Raw genomic sequence first — 20,199 nt, forward strand, 5'->3', positions numbered from 1 at the left:
CCCTTAATCGAGCACCGCGGTAACGAGACATAAATGAAAAAACCGTCAGGATGGAGTTTGAAAAGTAATCGCCTCACATCGGTGTGTAAGGAAACAACAATTCAATCCCCCACATTAACCCCAAGCGGGTTGCCTCGATTTGCTCCAATCAGTTGGTTGCTGTTGGCATTAATCAGGTTTTATCAGATCTTGATCTCTCCACTGCTCGGCCCGCCCCGTTGCCGCTTTATCCCCAGTTGCAGCGGCTATGCCCGCGAAGCGATCGAACGCCATGGCCCCTGGCGTGGATGTTGGCTCAGTTTAAAACGCTTATTGCGCTGTCATCCCTTCTCTGAGGGCGGTTTTGATCCTGTGCCGGAATGAAACTTACCTTGCTTACCCGCAAAAATTGTTGTCTATGCAGTGGCTTGGAAGAACGTTTGCGTCAGCTGCAAAATCCTCCTGAACTGGAGCTGCTTGATGTGGATTCCAGCCCCGAATTACAAGCAAAATACGGCTATGAAGTGCCGCTCGTTTACCTAGATGGTTGCCTCTTGCCTAGGGTTCCACCCCGCTTGCAGGGGGAGCGCTTAGCCGCGTGGCTGCAAAAACAGCAAAACAGCTGAGAATTAACGTAATACAAACCATTAGGCCGAATTCCATGGCTGCCCCTACCCCTGAGGCTGTACCAATGGGACGGTTGCATCAACTATTACGTGACGCCGGGCTCAGTGTTCCGAGCGGGTTGCCGGATCCTTTAGTTACAGATGTGACCTGTGATTCAAGGAGGGTTGCAGCGGGAACTTTATTTGTTGGTTTGCCGGGTGAGAAGGTGGATGGCGGCACTTTTTGGCGTGCTGCCCTGCAAGGAGGCGCCACTGCAGCAGTGATAGGCCCTGGCGCTGCGGAGCAGGATCCCCCGTCGCCAGGTGAACCTGTTTTGGTGGTGGCTGATCCTGTGGCCCAGGTGGCGGGTCGTATTGCTTCTGCTTCCTGGGGGGAGCCGAGTAACCAGCTGGCATTGATTGGCATAACTGGCACCAACGGTAAAACCACCACCAGTTTTCTGATTGAACATTTAGCAAGCCAGGCCGGTTTAACTACAGCCTTATTTGGCACCCTTGCAAATCGCTGGCCTGGTTGCAACATCAAAGCAACCCACACCACACCGTTTGCTGATCAGCTGCAAGCGCAATTAGCGGCAGCGCTCACAGCCGGAACAAAGTTGGCAGCCATGGAAGTGAGTTCCCATGCATTGCATCAACATCGGGTGGCGGGTTGCAGATTTAGCGGAGCAATTTTTACAAATCTCAGCCAGGATCACCTCGATTACCACCCAAGCCTTGAAGCTTATTTTGAAGCTAAGGCTTGTTTGTTTGAACCAGCCTATCTAAAAGGGCTTGCAGTAATTAATAGCGACGACCCCTACGGTAGACGCCTGGCCGCTCGTTTAACCAGCCGCTGTTGGCGCAGTTCTCTTGATGATTCAAGCGCCGAAATGTTTATGGATGGGCTGCATTTTAGTGCTAACGGCGTAGAAGGAATGCTGCATACACCGCAAGGTAATGCAATATTTAATTCACCACTTGTTGGCCGCTTTAATTTAATGAATCTGCTCCAGGCGTTGGGGCTTCTGTTGCAGCAAGGTGTTGAGTTAGAGCAACTTTTGCAGGGGTTGCAAAGCTTTAAAGGTGTACCTGGCCGCATGGAACGGGTGCCCAATAAACCCGGCCAACCCTCGGTATTGGTGGACTATGCCCATACTCCTGACGGCTTGGAAAATGCACTTACTGCCTGCAGACCTTTTGTGCAAGGCCGCTTGATTTGTTTGTTTGGCTGCGGAGGTGATCGCGATCGTGGTAAAAGACCTTTGATGGGAGAAATTGCTGCGCGATTAGCAGATCAAGTGCTGCTTACTTCCGATAATCCCCGCACAGAAGATCCCCAACAAATTTTTAATGATGTATTACAAGGTATTCCAGCCGGTAGTAACTTACATCTAGAGCCAGATCGCCATCTAGCAATTGCGCAAGCAATTGGGCTTGGAACAAGCGGTGATTTGGTGTTGATTGCTGGTAAGGGGCATGAAGATTATCAGATTTTGGGTAACCAAAAAATTTACTTTAGTGATCAAGAAGAAGCTCGCCGTTGTTTAGAAGGTATTTAAGAAGCTAATTCCATTTCTCCGGCATCGTTTTCATCTACTAAAGCATCAGCAACATATTCGATTAAACGAAGCAGTGCTTGGTTGTTGCCACTGCGAATTTCTATAAACATCTCTTCAATGTGGGTGGTGGGTAGCCCTGTTTCCACCAAAATCCTCACCACCCGAAAATTTGCATCTAATCGCTCAGGATTTAGAGCTGCAACTACGGTCTCTTCCGCTAGGGCAAAAGCATTAAACAAAAGTATTTCAGGATCATCACTGGGCTCTACCACCGAGAGTGGATGCAAAAAGCTGGCCTTTGCCTCGTGCAGCATGGGATTTCCCCCAAGTTGCGCAACCTTACCCCCTCAACCGCCGTTGCAAATGTTTGCTAGGTGCTCAATTAACAGATCAATTTCGGCTTCTGTGCTGGTTATGTGGGTACAAGCCCGCAGGCAAACGGGATTATCCAGGCTCCGCAATTGAATTCCGCTGTTCGCTAGGGAATCAACCAACTGATTTGGATCTTGATTAGCCACTTGAAAACTTATTAGGCCGCTCGAGGGTGGCCCTTCCTGCAGTATTGGCTCAACGCCGGGGATTTGCTGCAGGCCATGCCATAACCGACTACTGAGCTCGCAGATACGCTCTTGGCGCTGGCTGGCATTGCCGCAATCCTGCAGCAGTTGCAGTGATTGGCGTAGCCCTGCCCCCAGCGGAATGCAACTGGTGGCAACTTCAAATTTCCTTGCATCTTTATGCCAATTGCTGCTGGCTTCAGTTTCATTACTAAGGCTGCGCCATCCGATCAGGGTGGGGCTTGCTTCTGCAAGAACTCGCTCTGAAAGCACCACCGCCCCTAATCCTTCAGGGCCGCAACACCATTTATGGCCAGTGAATGCATAAATATCTGCCTGATTAGCTGCATCATCTAGATCAAGGCTGCCCACTGATTGAGCGCCATCTACTAACAGCCAAGGTTTTTTTTGATGCCGCTGCAGTGCTTGAGCCACTGCTGCAATCGGCATGGTGATGCCTGTATTCCAAAGCAAATGAGAAAGCACCACAAGGCGGGTGCGTTCTTGTAAGCCGTTTTCAAGCGCCTTAAGCAGCTGGCTGTTGTCACGCACTTTCTGCACATCAAAGCAGTCGATTACCAAGCCTTGGCGCCGCGCCAGTTCTTTGCAGGCGGCAACTATGCCTGGATGTTCAGCGCTGCTGATTAAAAGCCGATCACCAGTCTCAAATGGCAGCCCCCAAAGGGGCAAAACACAGCCGCTACTAACGTTTTCGGTGAGAGCTAAGCGATGTGGCGCTACCCCGCATAGCGAACTAAGGGCCTTGCGTAAGGCCGAAAGCTCAAGGTTTAGCCAAGGCCAAACATCACGGCCGAAGGGACCAAGCTGCTGCAGCTTTTGCCAGCAACTCACCATCGCCTCAAGGGAGGTATTGGGGAGAGGACCCTGGCCGCCGTAATTGAAATAATGCTTACCTGCAAGAGCAGGCATTTGCTGCCGCAAATTGAGGCTCAAGGCTTTAGAGCACCTGACCTACAGCCACTGCAGCAACAGCGGAAAAAACAGTGATGCCTAGGGCTGTAAGTGGCGATTGACCTTGGGCTACCGCGAGAGTGGTGATAACGGCCGCTCCAAGGGCAGCTACCGCTAATTGATTGGTGAGTTCAGCTTGGTTTGGGGGAAGGTTCAACTTCATCTTGGCCTGCTGGTGTGGTCGATAGCTAAACCGTAGACAGAAGTGCCGAAGTGGGCTTGACAAAAGCGCTGCTTCTTCACTCAACGCAACGTATTGATATTTATTTTTTCTTAACAAGCGGGCCTAGCTCGACCCTCCCGAGCCCATTGCTGCAGTCTTTCCAATGGTTCTCGGGCGGTGCGGCTGAGGGGCACCAGATCGGCAGCGGCACTGATTAGATCAGCTTCGCCAAATTCCCTAGCTTCGCTGAAGGCCACGAGCATTGCCTCAAGCACCACCTGCTCCAGTTCTGCGCCAGAAAAGCCAGCGCATCGATCAACCAAGGTGTCTAGGGGGATGCAGTGTTGGGGCCTGCGTCTGCGCAAGTGCAGGTTGAGGATTTGACGTCTTTCCTCCGGTTCCGGCAAGCTCAATACAAATAATTCATCAAACCGACCCTTACGAAGTAACTCTGGCGGCAACTTATCGATGGCATTGGCTGTTGCCACAACAAAAACAGGGCTGCTTTTTTCCGCCATCCAAGTAAGCAAGGTGGCCAATACTCTTTGGCTGGTGCCGCCATCGCTGCGGCCATCCAAGCTGAAACCCTTATCGATTTCATCGATCCACAGGATGCAAGGGGCCATCGCCTCAGCGGTGCGGATCATGTCGCGGCTGCGGGCTTCACTAGCCCCCACCAAGCCAGCAAATAGGCGTCCGAGATCGAGGCGAAGCAAGGGCATCCCCCAGCTGTGGGCAATTGCTTTTGCTGTTAATGATTTACCGGTGCCTTGGGGCCCCACTAGCAGCACACCTCTGGGGTTTGGCAGCCCGTAGCTTTGCGCTTCTGCCGTAAAAGCAAGCCTGCGCCTCTCTAACCACAATTTGAGTTGATCTAAACCACCGATTTCACTTGGATCTGCATCAGCCGGGCAATATTCCAGTAGATCGCTGCGGGCTAGGGCTAGGCGCTTTTCTTCCAATACATCGCTTATATCGGCTGCATCTAACCGGCCATGACGAGCTAACGCTCTAGCTGCTAGCTGGCGGATGCGTTGTTCGGGTAAACCGCGGCAGCTGCGCACCAAGAGTTCAAGGGCTTGAGGTTCTAGGGGGCTGCCAGCTGCCATTCCAATCCCCCCCAATAGGGCATTGATTTCATTGGCATCAGGTAAAGGCAGCTCCAGCACCGTTATGGTTGATTCCAATTCCCTGGGCAGTTGTAGATCAGGGGCGGCAATGATCAGGGTGCGAGGTTGCTTACACAGTTCCACCGCAAGATTGCGCAGCCGCCGGCAGATGGCGCTGTCGTCTACAAAACGATGAAAATCCAGCAGAAGCAAAATACCAGCACTATCTGGTGGCAATAGATCAAGGCTGTCTAAAGCGGCTAGTGGTTGGCGCGCAGCGGCGCCTTGGTGGTTTGCTAATCCCTGCAATCCAGCAACAAAATCCCAGCGCAGTAGTGGTCTTTGCCCGAGGTTTTGGGCCACCTGTTGCATTAAGCGCAGCAGCCTTTCCTCTTCCTGCTGACGAATCCAAAGGATCGGGGTGCGGCTGCGGATTAACAGATCCAACTGAGCAATCCAGGCGCTCATGGCTGTTTTGTTAAGGCCTCTAATGCCGCCCAGCGGGGATCAAGCAGCACTGTTGCTGCTTCAGGGATCACTTCAGTGGGCATGATGCCGATGCAGTTGGCATCACATAAACGTTTAAGGGGTAATTGCAGGCTTAATTGTTCAAATAACCAATGCTCCCAATCAAAATCAGCTTCAGGGTTGAGGCTTTCCACCGCAGTATCCAAGCTGCCGATTAATTCCGTTTCAGGCGCAACTGAGGCACTAGCTGTAATCGCGATAAGTTCATTCGCTTGAGCTTTCAACTGATAGCTAAAAGAGTTCAAACAGCGATCGCAGCAAAGTTCCACTTGGGTTGAAGCGGCACCGTTTACCTCAAGTGCTACGCCCCTGTGATGCAGCTCAAGCCAACCTTTTACGGGCCCCAAGCTGGGAAGTTGAGCTAGCGGCTGATTTATCTGAAAACGTTTCGCTTCGCCAAGTAATCGCAGCTCCCGCAGTGGGATCGGCTTCATCAGCGCTTGCCTTTTGGTTCAAATGGCATTCGTTCAGAAGAAATAGCGGTTGCACTGGCAGTAACCGTTTGCTGCGTCATCTGCTGATCAAGAATTGCCTGAAGGTTTTCTGGCAGCGGTTCACGTATGAGCACAAATGTTTGGAAGGCCTGGAAAATATTGGCTATCACCATGTAAAGCAAAACTCCAGCTGGCAAAGGGAAAAACAGAAACATGCCCGTGATCATCACTGGAGTGATCTTGTTGGCGGTTGCCTGTTGCGGATTAGCCGGCATCCCCCAGCCAGAAAGAATTTGAGATACAAAAAGGCTGATGCCAAACCCTGCAACTAAACCTGCAATATCCCAATTCACCTGGCCATCTGTGCGAATTCCCACCTGACCCAATGCCTTAATAAATAGGAAACCACTGCGGGCAGCCAATCCTGGGATCTTCACTTCAACGGTGGCATCTCCTGGAGTTAGGGCTGTAACTGTGCCGTTTGAAGCAATAGAAACCACCCCTTCACCCTTGGTGATATTCCACTGAGGGCTCATGTCGATTGTGGGGGTGAGCCGCTCTTCAACTGCCTCAAGGCTTTCGCTGCCATCTTTGGTTTGCAGTAGTACCTTGGCTTGCTCTCCCACACCAAGCCGATTTCCGCCTGGTAATGCAGCTACAACAGGGATGTGGTTTGTTTCGTTGATAAATATTGAATGGCTTGCGCTTGTAAATGGTTTTGCTTCTACCGCCGCCACTAAATCAGCAGGCACCACCTTCACGTTGAAGGTGTAAGGAACATCTGCAAAAGGTGATCCCCTCAAGGTGGCAAACAGCGCAAATAGAATTGGCATCTGCACAACAAGCGGCAAGCAACCCGCCAGGGGGCTGCCAAATTCCTTCATTACTTTGCCCAATTCCTCCTGTTGCTTCTGGGGATTATTGGCAAATTTGGAGCGGATATCGGCCTGACGTTTCTGCATTACCGGTTGGGCAATGCGCATGCGGCGGGCGTTTCGAATTGAGCCAGCACTAAGGGGAAACAGGGCAAGCCGGATCACAACTGTGAGTGCAATGATCGCCAAGCCGTAGCTGGGCACCAGTCCGTAAAAGAAATCGAGGATTGGTAGCAGCAGGTTGTCGGAGATGTAGCCGATCACAGGGAGGGAGGTGCAGGGGGAAGGTATTTGATGTGAGTGTGCCTCAAGAGCAGCTCAGCTTTAACTGGCGACAGCAAAGCCATTGGGGGGAGTACTGCTACGGCTTGGGGTGTCCATGCGTTCTTTGATGAAGGTTTCAAGCTCACGAAACCTAGGCACCCCGCGCATTTCTAGCCGTGCCCCATCTTTAAGTAATAAGCACATGTCTCCCCAAGCTCCCAAGCCCCTTGGCACAACTCGAACTTCTTTGATCTGGTTGTAAACCACCTGGCTGCGATCGCGACCTAGCCAACCACCGGTTACAGATACACGCCGGTTGGTGATTCGAAAACGTAGCCATAGGGCCCTCACTATTGCCCCAACGGCGAAGGGGAGGCCGATCAAGGTGAAACCAAAAATCAAATTCATGATCAAATCACCTTTGGCGGGGCCGCCCTCATAAAAGACTTCTTCCTGCAGGGTGATGGGAGGTGCAGTTGTCATCCAAAAAACCTGCCTGATGTAACACTGCTTGCCATTCTCTCAGTAGATCGATGCAACTGGCGCTGCCGGCTTCCGGTTTAAGGCTTAAAAGAAGCCAGCTTTGCGGCTGAAGGGAGGGGTGGCCTGGGTTTTCCCAGTTCTTACACATATCAACAAAAGCCTGATGAAACTGCCTTCTAAGGCGATTACGCACCACAGCTCGCTTACTAACCTTGCTGCTAATCACAACGGCAAGGCGAAATTCACTTGCAGCTGCTTTTTCGTTCGAGCGCAGAAGCAGTGGGTTTGCCGTAGCAACTCTCAGCACTAACAAAGAGCCGCCGTGGTAAAGCCTACTTTTTTGATATAGATAATCAAAAAGTTTTTTGCCCCTGAGGCGATGCCTTTGCGGAAGAACCACCAGGGTTACAAATGGGAATTACACCGACAAACGAGCGCGGCCCCGCTTGCGGCGAGTGCGGATGAGGCGACGGCCTGTATGGGTGCGCATGCGCACTCGGAACCCCGATACGCGTTTGCGTTTGCGGCTGGTTCCTTCAAGGGTGCGCTTGGTCATGAAACTAAACTGGGCTATGGGCCGACGTACAATTTTAGCAGCCTGCTGGCTTAGTTAGTAAGTTCGATAACCCAGCTGCCCAAATAGCCCGCCATTGGAATATCTCCAGGGGCTTGAGCTAAGGCATTAAATTGAAACATTCCCCCATTTACAGGGTTGGAAACGTTAAACACAACCGCTATAGATTTGTCTGGTGGCACAGGGGTTGTGGGAAAGATATCGATGCGTTTGCCATTGTCTGTAAGTTGAATATCAGCTGGGATAGTTTCTTCGCATCTTGTGCGTTTGGCGTAGCCGCCGCCAGCATTGCAATATTTCAGCTTAACTTCCTTGGGATCAATGTTTGTATTGAAATAGCTAGGTATTGTAATTGATAATTTTAATATTGCAGCCTTACGATCTTTTGCCCGTAGAACTAAAAAGTATTCACCCCACTGAGTGCGTTCGGTATTAGATACATAATAATAGAGCTTCTTAAAGTCTTTATTGCCATCCCAGCGAAATTCCAAAATTGATGGGGTTCCAACCGAACCTTGAGCTTTTGCTGTTTGATGGGCAGCCAAACCAAAACCAGCTGCTGCAATTAAGCCCGCAGCAGCAATAAAACCCAAACGACGCGATGATGCAGCCATAGATTTTTCGTATGTCTATTTATTCTCATAATCGCGCATCTCCTTAAGGGCTCCCCTAGGCCGGCCCCTGAGCTGTCAGTGATTACAAGATCTGTCTGGCCTTAACTTTTGGCTGTCGCGCAGGTAAACGTGTTGCTCTTCTTGCTGCATCGGCAACCAGGCCTGCAGCATTACGCGGATGCAACGAGGTAAATCTCCAACTACAGCCATCTGCTGGCAATCAAGCAATGCCACCCCTTCCCATCCCTCGCTTTGCCTTGCGATAGCGGCAGGGAAAAGGGCATTCAGATCACTGGTTACTGAAAATATTGCTGTAAACACCTCCGGCCCTTTGAGGTTGTTGCGGTGCATCAAAACTTCTATCAGTTCAGCAACGGCCTCTTCCATCGCAGCTGCAGTGTTAGCTGTTGCGGTGGTGGCGCCCCGCAGAGCTCGCAATCTCATGCCTGAATTGTTCATGGCCTGTAGAGCCAGAGCGGTTGTCCCCCCAGGCCAAGCTCTAATTGAAATTGTTGGCGCAGCCGTTGAAAAAATCCCTGCTTTTGGCGCCCCAAAGTAACCGGCCGGCTGTGTTTGGGATCAAGCCCCGCTAGGCGAGCGGCCTCAAGGCGAGCTGTTTCTTCGTCGCCGAGTAAATCCACCAAGCCCAATTCCAGGGCCTGGGCGCCGCTAAAAACACGGCCATCAGCGAAAGCACGGACGCTTTCCTCACTAAGGCCGCGGCCCGTTGCCACCGCTTGCACAAATTGGCCGTAGCTGCTGTTTATCAGGGCTTGCAAGATTTCTCGCTCCGCTTCTGAAAGCGGTTTATCGGGAGAAAGGATGTCTTTAAATTCGCCGCTTTTCACAGTTTCAAAACGCACGCCGATACGTTTCAGCAGTTTCTCAAGATTGTTGCCACGCAAAATTACACCGATGGATCCAGTGATGGTGCCTGCATTTGCCACCACCCGATTCGCGGCGCTACCCACATAAACACCGCCAGAGGCGGAAATATTGCCGTAGCTAGCCACCACTTGGCAGCCACTTTCCCGCAGGCGCATCAGGGCTTGGTGAATCTCTTGGCTATCGCCAACAGTGCCTCCAGGGCTATCAATGCGCAGCAGCAGTACAGGAAACTTTTGTTCTTCCACCTGTAACAAAGCTTTTAAAACCCTGCTGCGGGCGGCGCCGGCAATCGGCCCCTCAAGGCAGATGCGAGCAATACGTTTGCGACGAAAACGACGCAGGGGCCAAGGCATGGGGCCGCACTCATTGAGATTATTGGCGGATCCTATGCAGCCCTGGGTCTTTAGGCTCAAGCTTGCTAATTAGTTGCAGTGCCCCGTTGGTTGCGATGGTTTGCCATGGTGCTCCCCTTCGCCCTTTGGGGAACGGCTATGGCGGCAATGAAGCCCCTCTTGGTGCCCCTTGCCCCACTTGAATTGGCCTGGTTGCGGCTGATGCCCGCTGGCTTAATTATTCTTGGCGCTGCTGCTTTACTCAAGCGTCCGCTAGGGGTTGATAGCAGGGATAGGGGCTGGTTCTTTTTATTTGTGCTGGTAGACGCTGCCCTTTTTCAAGGTTTTTTAGCAGAGGGTTTACAAGAAGTTGGTGCTGGTATCGGTTCGGTGCTGATCGATTCGCAACCGTTGATGGTGGCTTTATTAGCTCGCTTTGCTCTTGGGGAACTGATCAATCCAGTGGGCTGGGTGGGATTGCTGTTGGGATTGGGCGGTATTGCTTGTCTTGGCGTGCCAGCTGGTGTTCTCCAGCATTGGTGGCTTGAGGGCCCTCCAGTGCTTGGTGCAGGCTTGGCTCAACGGGGTGAGCTGCTGATGCTGCTTGCAGCAGCTTCGATGGCGGTGGGCACTTTGCTTTGCCGCTGGGCCTGTCGCAATAGCGACCCCCTTGCGGTAACGGGTTGGCACCTCTTGCTTGGCGGATTGCCACTAATGGGATTAAGCCTTATCGGGCCTCTTTCGGATCCTTTACGGCGCATTCCCCACCTGCAGCTATCTGAATGGGGCTTAATGGCTTATGCCAGTTTGTTTGGCAGCGCTTTGGCTTACGGCTTGTTTTTTTTGTTTGCCAACCAGGGCGACTTAACAGGGTTTACCTCATTAACATTTTTAACCCCTGTATTCGCCCTTGCTAGCGGTGTGTTTTGGCTCGATGAAAAATTAAGTTTGTTGCAATGGTTTGGAGTGTCCCTCGCTTTAGTTTCGGTGTTGCTGATCAATCAGCGCCGAACTTTATGGGCGGCTGAATTGGAACGCGCCCAATGAAAATTTTGCTGGTTAGTACCCCCATGGGCCCATTGGGTATGGGCTTAGGGGGAGGGGTGGAACTAACTCTGATGGCAATTTTGAGTGCCTTAAAGGCACGAGGTCATTATTTGGCTTTGGTGGCCGCAGTTGGTAGTGAATTCGAGGCCGGCTTAGTAGATCAACTTTGGCTTGAACCTGGGGTGCCTCAAGCCAGTTGGCAACACCAAAAGCGAGAGTCCCCTGTGCAAATCCCAGCCGATTCTTTGCTTGCTCGCTTTTGGCAGCGGGCGCTGGGGGAACAGGAAGCTTTTGATGTGCTGCTCAACCTCGGCTACGACTGGTTGCCTCTTTGGCTCACCCCTTATTTCCATAAACCCCTCTTTCATCTCATCAGCATGGGCAGTGTTGGAGAGGCCATGGATCAAGTGATTTCTGCAACAGCAACTCTTTATCCCCAGCGCGTTGCTTTCCACACTGCGGCCCAAGCGGCAGATTTTCAACTGCCAAATCCGCCGCTGCTGCTGGCTAATGGATTTGATTTCAACCAATACCAATATCGGGCGCACCCCCAGCAGCTTTTGGGTTGGGCAGGCAGGATCGCTCCTGAAAAAGGTCTGGAGGATGCAGCCCAAGTTGCTTTGCGCTGGGGTTGGCCACTAGCAGTTTGGGGTTTAAAAGAAGATCTTCAATATGCGGCTGCCGTAGAAGCAACCGTGCCAAAAGGCACCCTGCAGTGGCGTGGGTTTCTAGCAACAAATCAGTTTCAGGCCGAATTAGGTGAATGTGCTGCTCTGCTCAACACACCGAAGTGGAATGAAGCCTTTGGCAATGTTGTGGTGGAGGCTATGGCCTGCGGCGTGCCGGTGCTGGCCTACCGCCGCGGCGGGCCAGCTGAATTGATTGATCCAGGCGTTAGTGGGGTGCTAGTGGATCCAGACAACATCGCAGCCATGGCGGCAGCACTTCCTCAGCTTTTGTGCATTGATCGCTATGGCTGCAGGGAAAAAGCAAAAGAGCGCTTCAGCCTGGAGGCCTTCGCTTCAAGGCTTGAAAATTGGTTGATGCAACCCACGTAGTAATGCTGCCTTCTCAGCCTGTTTTAACAGCCCATGATGGCATCGTTGATTGCGGCCTTGGCGTGCTTGGCAAGGCTTGCTTGAGCAAGCCTTTAAGCGTTTAGGAGTTGATTGCGAATTGGTTGATGCAACTACCTGCGAGGCATAAGCTGCCTAAAGATTTTTAGTTAGCAAGCAGTGAAGCAATCCCACCGGCTCGCCTGGCTGTTGGGGGTAACAACCTTCCTTGGGGGGCTGATTTTTTTGTGGCGGCTTGGGGCTGTTGGGCAGCTAGATGAAACGCCTGCCTTATTTGCAGCAGCAGGGCGGGCAATGGCCGATACAGGCGACTGGCTCACCCCAAGGGTGAATGGCCATCCCCGTTTCGATAAACCCGTGTTGATTTATTGGTTGATCGGTGGCTTAAGCCTGCTGCCTCGCCATTGGGATCCCCTTGGCAGTTTGGCTGCAAATCTGCCTTCTGCCTTGGCAATGCTGGCAGTGATGCTGGCGTTAGTGATAACCATGTTGAAGCTGGAGCCACAGCCCAGTTACAGCAGGGCGCTCAGCGCTGCACTGGCTTTTGCCCTTTCGCCATTGGTGTTGCTCTGGGGCCGCGTTGCTGTGAGTGATCCCTTGCTTACGGCCTGCCTTGCTTTTGCTTTGCTTGGATTTTGGCGCACTTACGCCAGCGGATCACGGCTGCGGCCATGGGGCAGCTGGATTTTTCTGGGGCTTGCAATCCTCACTAAAGGTCCGGTGGCATTGCTGATAGCTGCGAGTTGCCTTGGTTTATTTGGCCTGTGGCAGCGCGATTTTGCCCGCTTAATCCGTTTATTAGCCCCTGGCCGCGGCTTACTTGTGAGTGTGGCGGTGGCAGCACCTTGGTACAGCTTGGAATTGTGGCGAGAGGGAAAACCTTTTCTTGATAGTTTTTTTGGTTATCACAATTTTCAACGCTTTAGCCAGGTGGTGAATCATCACTCGGGCCCTTGGTGGTTTTTTTTAGCGGTATTGCTAATTGCAAGCTTGCCGGCCACACCGCTGTTGTTGCTGGGAATTCATCAAGAGTTGCTCGCTTTTCAACAGCCCCGCCCAACAGAGGGCAGCTTGGGACGTTTTGCTTTTTGCTGGTTACTGGGGGTGATGTTGTTGTTCAGTTTTTCAGCAACAAAACTTGCCAGCTACATTTTGCCCGGCCTGCCAGCAATGGCCCTATTGATTGGTTTGGCTTGCGGATCAAGGCAGCTTCTTAATGTTGCCCGCTGGTTTTCAGTGGCGCTTGCTGCGCTGCTAGGGATTGGCTTTTTAATGGCTCCGATTTGGCTTCCATTGATCAATGATCCGGAAATGCCAGGGCTGAGCTCCCAACTTTTGCTTAATGGCGCTGTGCAGCGCAGTGGAATTTGTTTCCTTGCTGCCGCGCTGTTTGGGGTAATTAGCCAGATTTGGCAACTAAAAAGGATTCCCTGGCTATTGGCTTTTCAGCTGCCCTTAGTGGTGTGGCCGCTGCTGGGATTGGTGCCAACGGGGGAGTTAATAGATCAAATACGGCAACGGCCTGTGCGTTATGTGGCTGCTTTAGTGCTTCAGCACATACGCCCCGGCGAGGCGCTTGCTATGGCAGGTATCAATAAGCCATCACTCCACTACTACACAAAAAAAGTAGTTGTTTATGAAGGTAGGCCCGCCTCAGGCTTGCGCAATCTTGGCGAAAGGCTTAGGCCCACCTCGCAGCAAGATTTAGCAATCAATTTTTTACTGGTGATCGATCGCACCACTGCAAAGCAATATTTTTGGCAGCGATTACCCCATCAAAAACTTGCAGCTGAAGGCATTTATGAGCTTTGGCGGGTGCCGCGCCATGCGGCATATGAACAGGCCAAACGCTTGGCAGCTGCAGGAGTGGCATCAACTTGGCAGTTACAAAACCCTGAGCGCTATTAACCAGCTATGAATGGGAGCAAGTTGTGCCTGCATCGTTGTGGCCATGGATTTCAGTAATCAAGACCTTGCCCGAGCCGGATTACTTGAACCTGCCTGGCGCCATCGCTTGATGGAACAGGCGGTGCTTCAAATAGAAAAACCATCAGCTGAGGAAACTCAACAGGCTTTGCAGGTTTTTTGCCAACAGATCCAAGTGCAAGATCAGCAGCAATTGCAGGCTTGGCTGCAATTGCGGGGCCTAAGCGGAGCGGAGCTTGAGGCCATGGCCCAGCTGCCTGTGCGCTGGCGCAAGTGGTGTGAGCAGCGCTATGCAACAACTGTTGAGCATGAATATCTGCGCCGTAAAGCTGAGTTTGATGAAGTTACCTACTCGCTACTGCGCTTGCGTGACGGCGAATTAGCAGCGGAATTGCACCAGCAACTGCAGGAAGGAGAAGTTTCATTTGAAGCGCTGGCCAGTTCTTTTTCTGAAGGCCCTGAAAAAAATAGTGGCGGAAAATTGGGCCCAGTGCCCCTTTCAACCCCCCATCCAGCCCTTGCCAAGTTGCTTGAAATTAGCCAAGAGGGGCAGCTCTGGCCGCCAAAACAACTGGAGGGTTGGTGGATCATTGTGCGCCTAGAAAAGCGCAAAGGAGCTCAGCTTGATGAGGCTTTGAAGCAGCGTTTAATTATCGAACAGGGAGATGACTGGCTAAGAAATGAGCTCAATCAGGTTCTTGCCGCTCATAATGAGCCAGTGAATTAAAGGCCAGCTGAGCCCAGATGTCGATTACAGCTGCCTTAGATCTCCTGGCTTCAATGAAGCCTTTTAATAGGCTTTCACCAGTTGATCAGGCCCAAACCGCCTCATTATTGAAGCCTTTGGTGTTAAAACCTGGGGCCCGTTTACATGGGTTTGATGAGTTGCCTCCTGGGATTCTGATCCTTGTTGAGGGGCAACTGCGTTTGCTTGCCCAGGATCAAAGGGGCGAAACTTTCACGCTTGAACTGCTTTCTCCTGGTTCAATAGCTGGCTGGCTGCCTTTACTTCGAGGCGATTCGGGTCAAGTTCTTGCCGCTTCAATGGTTTCAAAGGGTTGGCTGTTGCCGGCGGCAGCATTTCTTGAATTGGCATCAAGGCACCAAGAATTGCGAGATTTTTTTAAAGATGGCGGCTTACCTGAACGCTACGCAGTGCTTTCTGCTTCCAAAATTGCAGATCTGCCCAGGGGCCGTGTGTTGCGCGATTGGGCTGCAAATGCAGATGCAACTCCCGCAATTACCTTGCTTGGCGAGCAGGAAGCGGTGCCAGAGGGCCATTGGCTTTTAAGCACTGGTTGTGTTGCTGGGCATGAGGTGGGTGAAGATATTCCGGCGGGGTTGGTGCTTGCACGGCAGGGGCGTTTGCCCATCCGTTTAATCCCAAAACCAGCTGTCGCTCCAAGTATTTCAAGCCCAGCTCAACTTTCGGCGGAAGCGGTTGCTTTAGCAGTTGATGTGAATGTTGAGGTTTTAGAGCCCGAATGGATCGAGGGCAGCGAGTTGGTGCCCCAACTAAACCAGATGGAGGCCCTGCAGGATTGGTATGGCCGCATCGGAGATGATGGCAGTTTTCCACATCTCAGCGGCCAAGGTGAACTGGAAGAAGCGTTTGCTGTGCTTCGAATGTTATCTCGCAATTTTGATCTTCCATTCCGTAGGGATGTGATTCGTAGAATCTTGGAAGATCAATTGCAAAGAGCTGAAGGTAAGGGGATTGGAATAATGCAACTTGCAGCAGTTGCAGATTTGCTTGGCTTGCGTGCCTCGCTTTTAGAAGTGCCTATTAAATCGGTGGCAAGGTTGCCGGTGCCAGCTGTTGCAATTGATAATGGTCATCCGGTTGTTATTTGGCAGGCCGATGCCAGCGGCTTGATTATTGGTGATCCTCGCTCGAGCCAGAGGAAGTTAACTATGGCTGATGTTGAATCGCTTTTAGATGAGAAAGGAAATTTAGCTATTCTTTCCCTCGAGCGCGCCAATACCACCCCTAGGGAAAGATTTGGATTGTCTTGGTTTCTACCAGCAATTCAGCAGCATCGCGGCATCCTGATTCAGGTGTTGATAGCAAGCTTTTTTGTGCAGTTATTCGCTTTGTTGAATCCATTGTTAATTCAACAAATAATAGATGCGGTAATCGCTCAGGGAAATTTAAAGAGCCTTAATGTTTTAGGTTCTCTTTTAGTTGCCATGGCCGTAGCGGAAGCGATTTTGGGTTCTTTACGAACATATTTATTTAGCGATACTACAAATAGAATTGATATTTCCCTTGGCTCTACAATTATTGATCACTTGCTCAGATTACCCCTTAGCTACTTTTCTAAACGCCCTGTGGGAGAGGTATCCAGTAGGGTAAATGAATTGGAAAAAATTCGGCGTTTTCTTACCGGTACTGCATTAACTGTGGTGCTTGATTCAGTTTTTTCAGTTATATATATCGCGGTGATGTTGCTTTATAGCCCAATTCTTACTCTTTGGGCGTTGGGTGTTATTCCATTTTTTATTGGTTTAACTGCAGCTGCCGCACCGGTTATTCGCAGGCAGTTGAGAGAACAGGCGGAATCCAATGCCCAGGTGCAGAGCCACTTGGTTGAAACACTTGGTGGTATGGAAACTGTTAAGGGCCAGGGTATGGAATTACACAGCCGTTGGCGTTGGCAGCAACTATATGGAGGTCAAATAGCGGCTGGTTTCCGCAATACGATTACCAGCACTGCCGCTGGATCTGCATCTCATTTTCTAGAGCAACTATCAGGCTTACTTGTTTTATGGGTTGGAGCGGGGTTGGTATTGCAAGGCAAGCTAACTTTAGGTCAATTGATTGCATTTAGAATATTATCTGGATACGTAACAAGTCCTTTGCTAAGGCTTGCAACATTATGGCAAAACTTCCAAGAAACCGCCCTTTCTCTTGAAAGGCTTTCCGACATTGTTGATCATCCTCAGGAGATTGAAATCGCCGGAGAAAATCTGCCCCCTCTTCCCCCTATAAGCGGTGCGATTAGCTACGAAAGGGTGAATTTTCGTTTCGCTAGTAGTGGGCAATTGCAATTACTAAATGTTGATTTTAGTATCCCTGCAGGTAGTTTTGTTGGCATAGTTGGCAGTAGCGGATCTGGTAAAAGTACCTTGCTTAAGTTACTCACAAGGCTCTACGATCCCCTGGATGGAACGATTCGCTTAGATGGTAATGATATTTCAAAAGTAGATTTATATTCCCTGCGCCGCCAAATAGGAGTTGTGCCGCAGGATAGCCTGTTATTTGATGGCACAATCCAGGAAAATATCGCGCTTACCCGCCCAGATGCTGATTTTGAAGAGATAATAGAAGCAGCAAAAGTTGCCTGTGCTCACGATTTTATTCAGCAACTACCAGCCGGCTATAGCAGCTCGGTTGGTGAGAGAGGCTCGGGGCTTTCAGGGGGGCAAAGACAACGTTTAGCTATTGCTCGGATGATACTCAAGCAGCCCCGTTTGCTAGTTCTTGATGAAGCCACCAGCGCGCTTGATGTTGATACAGAGCAACAGCTAACCCGAAATTTAAGCGCTGCCTACAGGGGCCGCACCGTTTTATTTATTACCCATCGCTTGGGCAATCTTCGCCACGCAGATCATATTTTAGTACTTCACAATGGAGCCTTAGTTGAGCAGGGCCCCCACGCTGATTTGATGGCCATTGGGGGTCGATATGCCACCCTATTCCGTCAACAGGAGGCTGCATTGGTATGAGTAATTTAGTACGCCGCGATCCATCTGATCTTCAGGAAATTCGTTTAAGACCCTCACCGCGCTGGAGTAAGGCGGTTATTTGGGCTTTGATTGGCACAGCAAGCTTCGCCTTTGTTTTTGCTTTACTAGCAAAGATTGATGAGGTTGTTGTTGCTCAAGGTGATTTAGAGCCAGCCGGGGCGGTTAAGCCAATCAAGGCCTTTCAAACTGCTGTTGTTGAAGAAATCTTTGTTAAAGAAGGTCAATTAGTGGAGCCGGGCCAACCATTGATCCGCTTTGATACTGATAGATCAGTTGCACAAAAGAACAATGTAAATAGGCAGCTTGGCCTCGAGCGTCAGAGGATTAATGAACAGGCAAATTCCAGTGAGGCTAGAAGGGATAATCTGAGGGCTAAACGACAAAGTTTGATTTCAAAACGTGATAGCGAACGGCTTTCTCTAACTAATCAGGAGGATATCTTGCAGCGGCTTGAGATTCTCACTAAGCAGGGTGGAATGGGTTTAGTTCAATACATGCAGGAGAAGGATAAGGGGCAGCAAATGCGCTCTCAAATTGCTCAGACCGAAGCTGCTATTCGTCAAACTGATGCCGAATTAAATGAAGTTAGTTCAGAGCTTCTTAAGCAACGTAAAGAAAGTGATCGCCAGCTATCCGATCTGGAACGTCAAAGAGTTGAAGTGAAAGAACAACTGCAAACCGAATTACTGCGTTCTCCCGTACGGGGCAAGGTGTTTGATCTTACCCCCACTAGTAGGGGTTATGTAGTGGCGCCAAATGAACCGGTTTTAAAGATTGTTCCCGTTGATAAATTGCAAGCTAAAATATATGTTACAAGTAAGGACATCGGCTTTGTAAAAGTTGGCCAATTATCTGAAGTGAGGCTTGATTCCTATCCATTTACAGAATTTGGTTCTATTAAAGGCACTGTTAAACGGATATCAACAGATTCGTTGCCGCCAGACGAACAAAATCCCCAGCCTAGATTTCCAGTAATCATTAAATTAGAACAACAACAGCTTAAGAAAAATGGCCGTTCTTATTCCCTTAAATCCGGTGAAACTTTGAGCGCTAATCTGGTTCTTAGAGAAAAGCGAGTAATTACCTTGCTCACCGATGTGATCGATCGCGCTTTCGATGCATTAAAACCAATCCGCTCGCCAACTTTTTGATTTTAATTTCGATTTTGCCTTAAGCAAAGTGAACAAGATCCCCAGCGTTTGATCTCGCCGCCAGGGGTTGGTATTTGGCAGCTCGGGCAAAGGCAACTGCCGTGAATATCTACCCTGCTGGGATGTTCTGCCCAGCTGTTAGCGCTTTCGCTGCTTGCTAATGCCGCCAGTGGAATTTGCATTCTTTGCTCTAGCTCCACACGCTGCACTAAAAAGCCAGCAGCACGCAAGGCGCCCAGCAGTTGATGCTTTGCGTAACGCAGGGCTAGAAGCCAATGGGGTTGCTCCACCCCCACCCAAAGCACAGCCCCCTGCAACCTCAGCGGGCGGCAATGGGGCGCCAACTCGGCCCCCGCAATTTTTGGCCAGGCTTGCCACAACGCAGCGAGATGCCCCTGCCCTTGCCAGCCCCCTTCTAATTCTTTTAAACAGTGCTGCAGCGGGCTCGCCCCTTTTGCTGGAATCGGTAATAGGTAATTAGGCATCAGAAAAGGTTAGGGTCGGGGTGTTGCCGCCGATGTGCTGCCCCCATGGGCTTCTTCGACCGTTTAAGCCGTTTATTGCGCTCTAATCTCAACGATTTGGTAGGTAGAGCCGAAGATCCAGCCAAGATTCTTGATCAATCCGTTGCAGATATGCAATCGGATCTGATCAAGCTGCGCCAGGCGGTTGCTGCCGCTATCGCAAGCCAAAAGCGTATTGAAAATCAAGCCCAACAAGCTGAAAGCCAATCTAAAACTTGGTATGAGCGGGCCACACTTGCCTTAAAAAAAGGCGAAGAGGATCTAGCGAAGGAAGCTTTGAGTCGCCGCAAAACCTATCAAGAAACCGCCACTGCCTTAAACAGTCAGCTCGCTACCCAGGCAGGTCAGGTTGAAAACCTGAAAAAGAATCTGCTTTCGCTCGAAGGCAAGATCGCTGGGGCTCGCACAAAGAAAGACATGCTCAAGGCTCGGGCCCAGGCAGCCCAAGCCCAAGCGCAATTGCAAGGGGCAGTTGGTGGCCTGAATACCGATTCGGCGATGGCGGCTTTTGATCGCATGGAAGAGAAGGTTTTGTCTTTAGAAGCCAGCGGACAGGCGGCAGCAGAACTTGCCGGTGCAGATCTCGATAGCCGCTTTCAGGCCCTTGAAGCTGGTGGCGATGTGGATCAGGAATTAGCAGCCCTAAAAGCAAGCCTTAATCCCAGCCCCTTGGCGCTTCCAGACGACACGAAAAAACCTGAACTTCTTCCTGCCCAGGCTGCTGAAGTAGATGATGAATTGGAAAAACTAAGGCGTTCCATAGACAACCTTTAAAAGCACCAATTG

Annotated in this window: 23 protein-coding genes; 10 read left to right on the top strand and 13 right to left on the bottom strand. The window is 50.8% G+C overall.

Features of this window, described 5'->3' with window-relative positions; genetic code table 11:
- Positions 1-81: 81 nt before the first annotated feature.
- The 3 genes from yidD to AC2JC8_RS04425 all read left to right on the top strand — a co-directional run bounded on the left by yidD (position 82) and on the right by AC2JC8_RS04425 (position 2,146).
- Positions 82-363: a membrane protein insertion efficiency factor YidD gene (gene yidD, locus AC2JC8_RS04415; protein ID WP_484594269.1), complete on the top strand. Its 282-nt coding sequence runs from the start codon at positions 82-84 to the stop codon at positions 361-363.
- Positions 360-605, top strand: coding sequence for a glutaredoxin family protein (locus AC2JC8_RS04420; RefSeq protein WP_255133615.1), 246 nt, complete (start codon positions 360-362; stop codon positions 603-605). Before yidD ends, AC2JC8_RS04420 begins: the two co-directional genes overlap by 4 nt.
- Positions 606-670: 65 nt before the next feature.
- Positions 671-2,146, top strand: coding sequence for a UDP-N-acetylmuramoyl-L-alanyl-D-glutamate--2,6-diaminopimelate ligase (locus AC2JC8_RS04425; RefSeq protein WP_484594270.1), 1,476 nt, complete (start codon positions 671-673; stop codon positions 2,144-2,146).
- Here AC2JC8_RS04425 and AC2JC8_RS04430 read toward each other — a convergent pair.
- The 12 genes from AC2JC8_RS04430 to sppA form a co-directional block, all read right to left on the bottom strand.
- Positions 2,143-2,460, bottom strand: coding sequence for a hypothetical protein (locus tag AC2JC8_RS04430; protein WP_484419865.1), 318 nt, complete (start codon positions 2,458-2,460; stop codon positions 2,143-2,145). The genes AC2JC8_RS04425 and AC2JC8_RS04430 overlap by 4 nt on opposite strands.
- A gap of 33 nt (positions 2,461-2,493) precedes the next feature.
- The gene (locus AC2JC8_RS04435; protein ID WP_484594271.1) at positions 2,494-3,633 is read right to left on the bottom strand and encodes an aminotransferase class V-fold PLP-dependent enzyme; all 1,140 of its coding nucleotides are present in this window, start codon (positions 3,631-3,633) and stop codon (positions 2,494-2,496) included.
- Positions 3,634-3,661: 28 nt separating this feature from the next.
- Entirely contained in the window at positions 3,662-3,832 is a 171-nt protein-coding gene (locus AC2JC8_RS04440; RefSeq protein WP_255131385.1) for a hypothetical protein, read from the bottom strand.
- A gap of 116 nt (positions 3,833-3,948) precedes the next feature.
- Complete coding sequence (locus AC2JC8_RS04445) at positions 3,949-5,415, bottom strand: AAA family ATPase (protein ID WP_484419864.1); 1,467 nt, start codon at positions 5,413-5,415, stop codon at positions 3,949-3,951.
- A complete protein-coding gene (locus tag AC2JC8_RS04450; protein WP_484401156.1) occupies positions 5,412-5,909 on the bottom strand; it encodes a YceD family protein in 498 nt (165 codons plus the stop codon). Before AC2JC8_RS04450 ends, AC2JC8_RS04445 begins: the two co-directional genes overlap by 4 nt.
- Positions 5,909-7,048 carry a membrane protein insertase YidC gene (gene yidC / locus AC2JC8_RS04455; protein ID WP_255131388.1) on the bottom strand — a complete coding sequence of 380 codons (1,140 nt, stop codon included), beginning with the start codon at positions 7,046-7,048 and terminating at the stop codon, positions 5,909-5,911. The genes AC2JC8_RS04450 and yidC overlap by 1 nt, the downstream gene beginning before the upstream one ends.
- A gap of 60 nt (positions 7,049-7,108) precedes the next feature.
- Entirely contained in the window at positions 7,109-7,531 is a 423-nt protein-coding gene (locus AC2JC8_RS04460; RefSeq protein ID WP_484401157.1) for a PH domain-containing protein, read from the bottom strand.
- Positions 7,485-7,931 carry a ribonuclease P protein component gene (locus AC2JC8_RS04465; protein ID WP_484419863.1) on the bottom strand — a complete coding sequence of 149 codons (447 nt, stop codon included), beginning with the start codon at positions 7,929-7,931 and terminating at the stop codon, positions 7,485-7,487. The genes AC2JC8_RS04460 and AC2JC8_RS04465 overlap by 47 nt, the downstream gene beginning before the upstream one ends.
- An 18-nt stretch (positions 7,932-7,949) precedes the next feature.
- Positions 7,950-8,087, bottom strand: coding sequence for a 50S ribosomal protein L34 (gene rpmH, locus AC2JC8_RS04470; RefSeq protein ID WP_255131391.1), 138 nt, complete (start codon positions 8,085-8,087; stop codon positions 7,950-7,952).
- A gap of 50 nt (positions 8,088-8,137) precedes the next feature.
- Positions 8,138-8,719 carry a DUF2808 domain-containing protein gene (locus AC2JC8_RS04475; RefSeq protein ID WP_484401159.1) on the bottom strand — a complete coding sequence of 194 codons (582 nt, stop codon included), beginning with the start codon at positions 8,717-8,719 and terminating at the stop codon, positions 8,138-8,140.
- Between the two features lie 75 nt (positions 8,720-8,794).
- Positions 8,795-9,178, bottom strand: a complete 384-nt coding sequence (gene aroH / locus AC2JC8_RS04480) for a chorismate mutase (protein WP_484401161.1) — start codon at positions 9,176-9,178, stop codon at positions 8,795-8,797.
- Entirely contained in the window at positions 9,175-9,960 is a 786-nt protein-coding gene (gene sppA / locus AC2JC8_RS04485; protein WP_484401162.1) for a signal peptide peptidase SppA, read from the bottom strand. Before sppA ends, aroH begins: the two co-directional genes overlap by 4 nt.
- Positions 9,961-10,065: 105 nt before the next feature.
- Between sppA and AC2JC8_RS04490 the strand changes: the two genes are divergently transcribed.
- The 6 genes from AC2JC8_RS04490 to AC2JC8_RS04515 all read left to right on the top strand — a co-directional run bounded on the left by AC2JC8_RS04490 (position 10,066) and on the right by AC2JC8_RS04515 (position 18,889).
- Positions 10,066-10,986, top strand: a complete 921-nt coding sequence (locus AC2JC8_RS04490; protein WP_484594260.1) for a DMT family transporter — start codon at positions 10,066-10,068, stop codon at positions 10,984-10,986.
- Positions 10,983-12,044, top strand: a complete 1,062-nt coding sequence (locus AC2JC8_RS04495; protein WP_484594261.1) for a glycosyltransferase — start codon at positions 10,983-10,985, stop codon at positions 12,042-12,044. The genes AC2JC8_RS04490 and AC2JC8_RS04495 overlap by 4 nt, the downstream gene beginning before the upstream one ends.
- 177 nt (positions 12,045-12,221) lie before the next feature.
- Positions 12,222-13,970 (top strand): ArnT family glycosyltransferase, encoded by a 1,749-nt coding sequence (locus AC2JC8_RS04500; protein ID WP_484419861.1) that lies wholly within the window; start codon positions 12,222-12,224, stop codon positions 13,968-13,970.
- A 43-nt stretch (positions 13,971-14,013) separates the two neighbouring features.
- Complete coding sequence (locus AC2JC8_RS04505; protein WP_482682662.1) at positions 14,014-14,715, top strand: peptidylprolyl isomerase; 702 nt, start codon at positions 14,014-14,016, stop codon at positions 14,713-14,715.
- A gap of 17 nt (positions 14,716-14,732) precedes the next feature.
- Positions 14,733-17,717, top strand: a complete 2,985-nt coding sequence (locus tag AC2JC8_RS04510; RefSeq protein WP_484594262.1) for a peptidase domain-containing ABC transporter — start codon at positions 14,733-14,735, stop codon at positions 17,715-17,717.
- On the top strand, positions 17,714-18,889 hold the full coding sequence (locus AC2JC8_RS04515) for a beta-barrel domain-containing protein (RefSeq protein WP_484419859.1): 1,176 nt from the start codon (positions 17,714-17,716) through the stop codon (positions 18,887-18,889). Before AC2JC8_RS04510 ends, AC2JC8_RS04515 begins: the two co-directional genes overlap by 4 nt.
- 2 nt (positions 18,890-18,891) lie before the next feature.
- Here the strand turns inward: AC2JC8_RS04515 and AC2JC8_RS04520 are convergent, their stop codons facing one another.
- Entirely contained in the window at positions 18,892-19,374 is a 483-nt protein-coding gene (locus AC2JC8_RS04520) for a DciA family protein (protein ID WP_484401170.1), read from the bottom strand.
- Between the two features lie 45 nt (positions 19,375-19,419).
- On the opposite strand from AC2JC8_RS04520, the gene AC2JC8_RS04525 reads away from it, so the two are divergent.
- Complete coding sequence (locus AC2JC8_RS04525; protein ID WP_295457896.1) at positions 19,420-20,187, top strand: PspA/IM30 family protein; 768 nt, start codon at positions 19,420-19,422, stop codon at positions 20,185-20,187.
- Positions 20,188-20,199: the final 12 nt, after the last annotated feature.

This window comes from Synechococcus sp. (genome assembly GCF_982614295.1).

Bases quoted from the DNA above. Each gene is read 5' to 3' on its own strand.
- AC2JC8_RS04505 (WP_482682662.1), top strand. From the start codon at position 14,014: ATGGATTTCAGTAATCAAGACCTTGCCCGAGCCGGATTACTTGAACCT.
- AC2JC8_RS04490 (WP_484594260.1), top strand. From the start codon at position 10,066: ATGGTGCTCCCCTTCGCCCTTTGGGGAACGGCTATGGCGGCAATGAAG.
- AC2JC8_RS04510 (WP_484594262.1), top strand. From the start codon at position 14,733: ATGTCGATTACAGCTGCCTTAGATCTCCTGGCTTCAATGAAGCCTTTT.
- AC2JC8_RS04430 (WP_484419865.1), bottom strand. From the start codon at position 2,460: ATGCTGCACGAGGCAAAGGCCAGCTTTTTGCATCCACTCTCGGTGGTA.
- AC2JC8_RS04515 (WP_484419859.1), top strand. From the start codon at position 17,714: ATGAGTAATTTAGTACGCCGCGATCCATCTGATCTTCAGGAAATTCGT.
- AC2JC8_RS04520 (WP_484401170.1), bottom strand. From the start codon at position 19,374: ATGCCTAATTACCTATTACCGATTCCAGCAAAAGGGGCGAGCCCGCTG.
- AC2JC8_RS04425 (WP_484594270.1), top strand. From the start codon at position 671: ATGGGACGGTTGCATCAACTATTACGTGACGCCGGGCTCAGTGTTCCG.
- AC2JC8_RS04445 (WP_484419864.1), bottom strand. From the start codon at position 5,415: ATGAGCGCCTGGATTGCTCAGTTGGATCTGTTAATCCGCAGCCGCACC.
- sppA (WP_484401162.1), bottom strand. From the start codon at position 9,960: ATGCCTTGGCCCCTGCGTCGTTTTCGTCGCAAACGTATTGCTCGCATC.
- aroH (WP_484401161.1), bottom strand. From the start codon at position 9,178: ATGAACAATTCAGGCATGAGATTGCGAGCTCTGCGGGGCGCCACCACC.
- AC2JC8_RS04460 (WP_484401157.1), bottom strand. From the start codon at position 7,531: ATGACAACTGCACCTCCCATCACCCTGCAGGAAGAAGTCTTTTATGAG.
- rpmH (WP_255131391.1), bottom strand. From the start codon at position 8,087: ATGACCAAGCGCACCCTTGAAGGAACCAGCCGCAAACGCAAACGCGTA.
- AC2JC8_RS04450 (WP_484401156.1), bottom strand. From the start codon at position 5,909: ATGAAGCCGATCCCACTGCGGGAGCTGCGATTACTTGGCGAAGCGAAA.
- AC2JC8_RS04495 (WP_484594261.1), top strand. From the start codon at position 10,983: ATGAAAATTTTGCTGGTTAGTACCCCCATGGGCCCATTGGGTATGGGC.
- AC2JC8_RS04420 (WP_255133615.1), top strand. From the start codon at position 360: ATGAAACTTACCTTGCTTACCCGCAAAAATTGTTGTCTATGCAGTGGC.
- AC2JC8_RS04435 (WP_484594271.1), bottom strand. From the start codon at position 3,633: ATGCCTGCTCTTGCAGGTAAGCATTATTTCAATTACGGCGGCCAGGGT.
- AC2JC8_RS04525 (WP_295457896.1), top strand. From the start codon at position 19,420: ATGGGCTTCTTCGACCGTTTAAGCCGTTTATTGCGCTCTAATCTCAAC.
- AC2JC8_RS04475 (WP_484401159.1), bottom strand. From the start codon at position 8,719: ATGGCTGCATCATCGCGTCGTTTGGGTTTTATTGCTGCTGCGGGCTTA.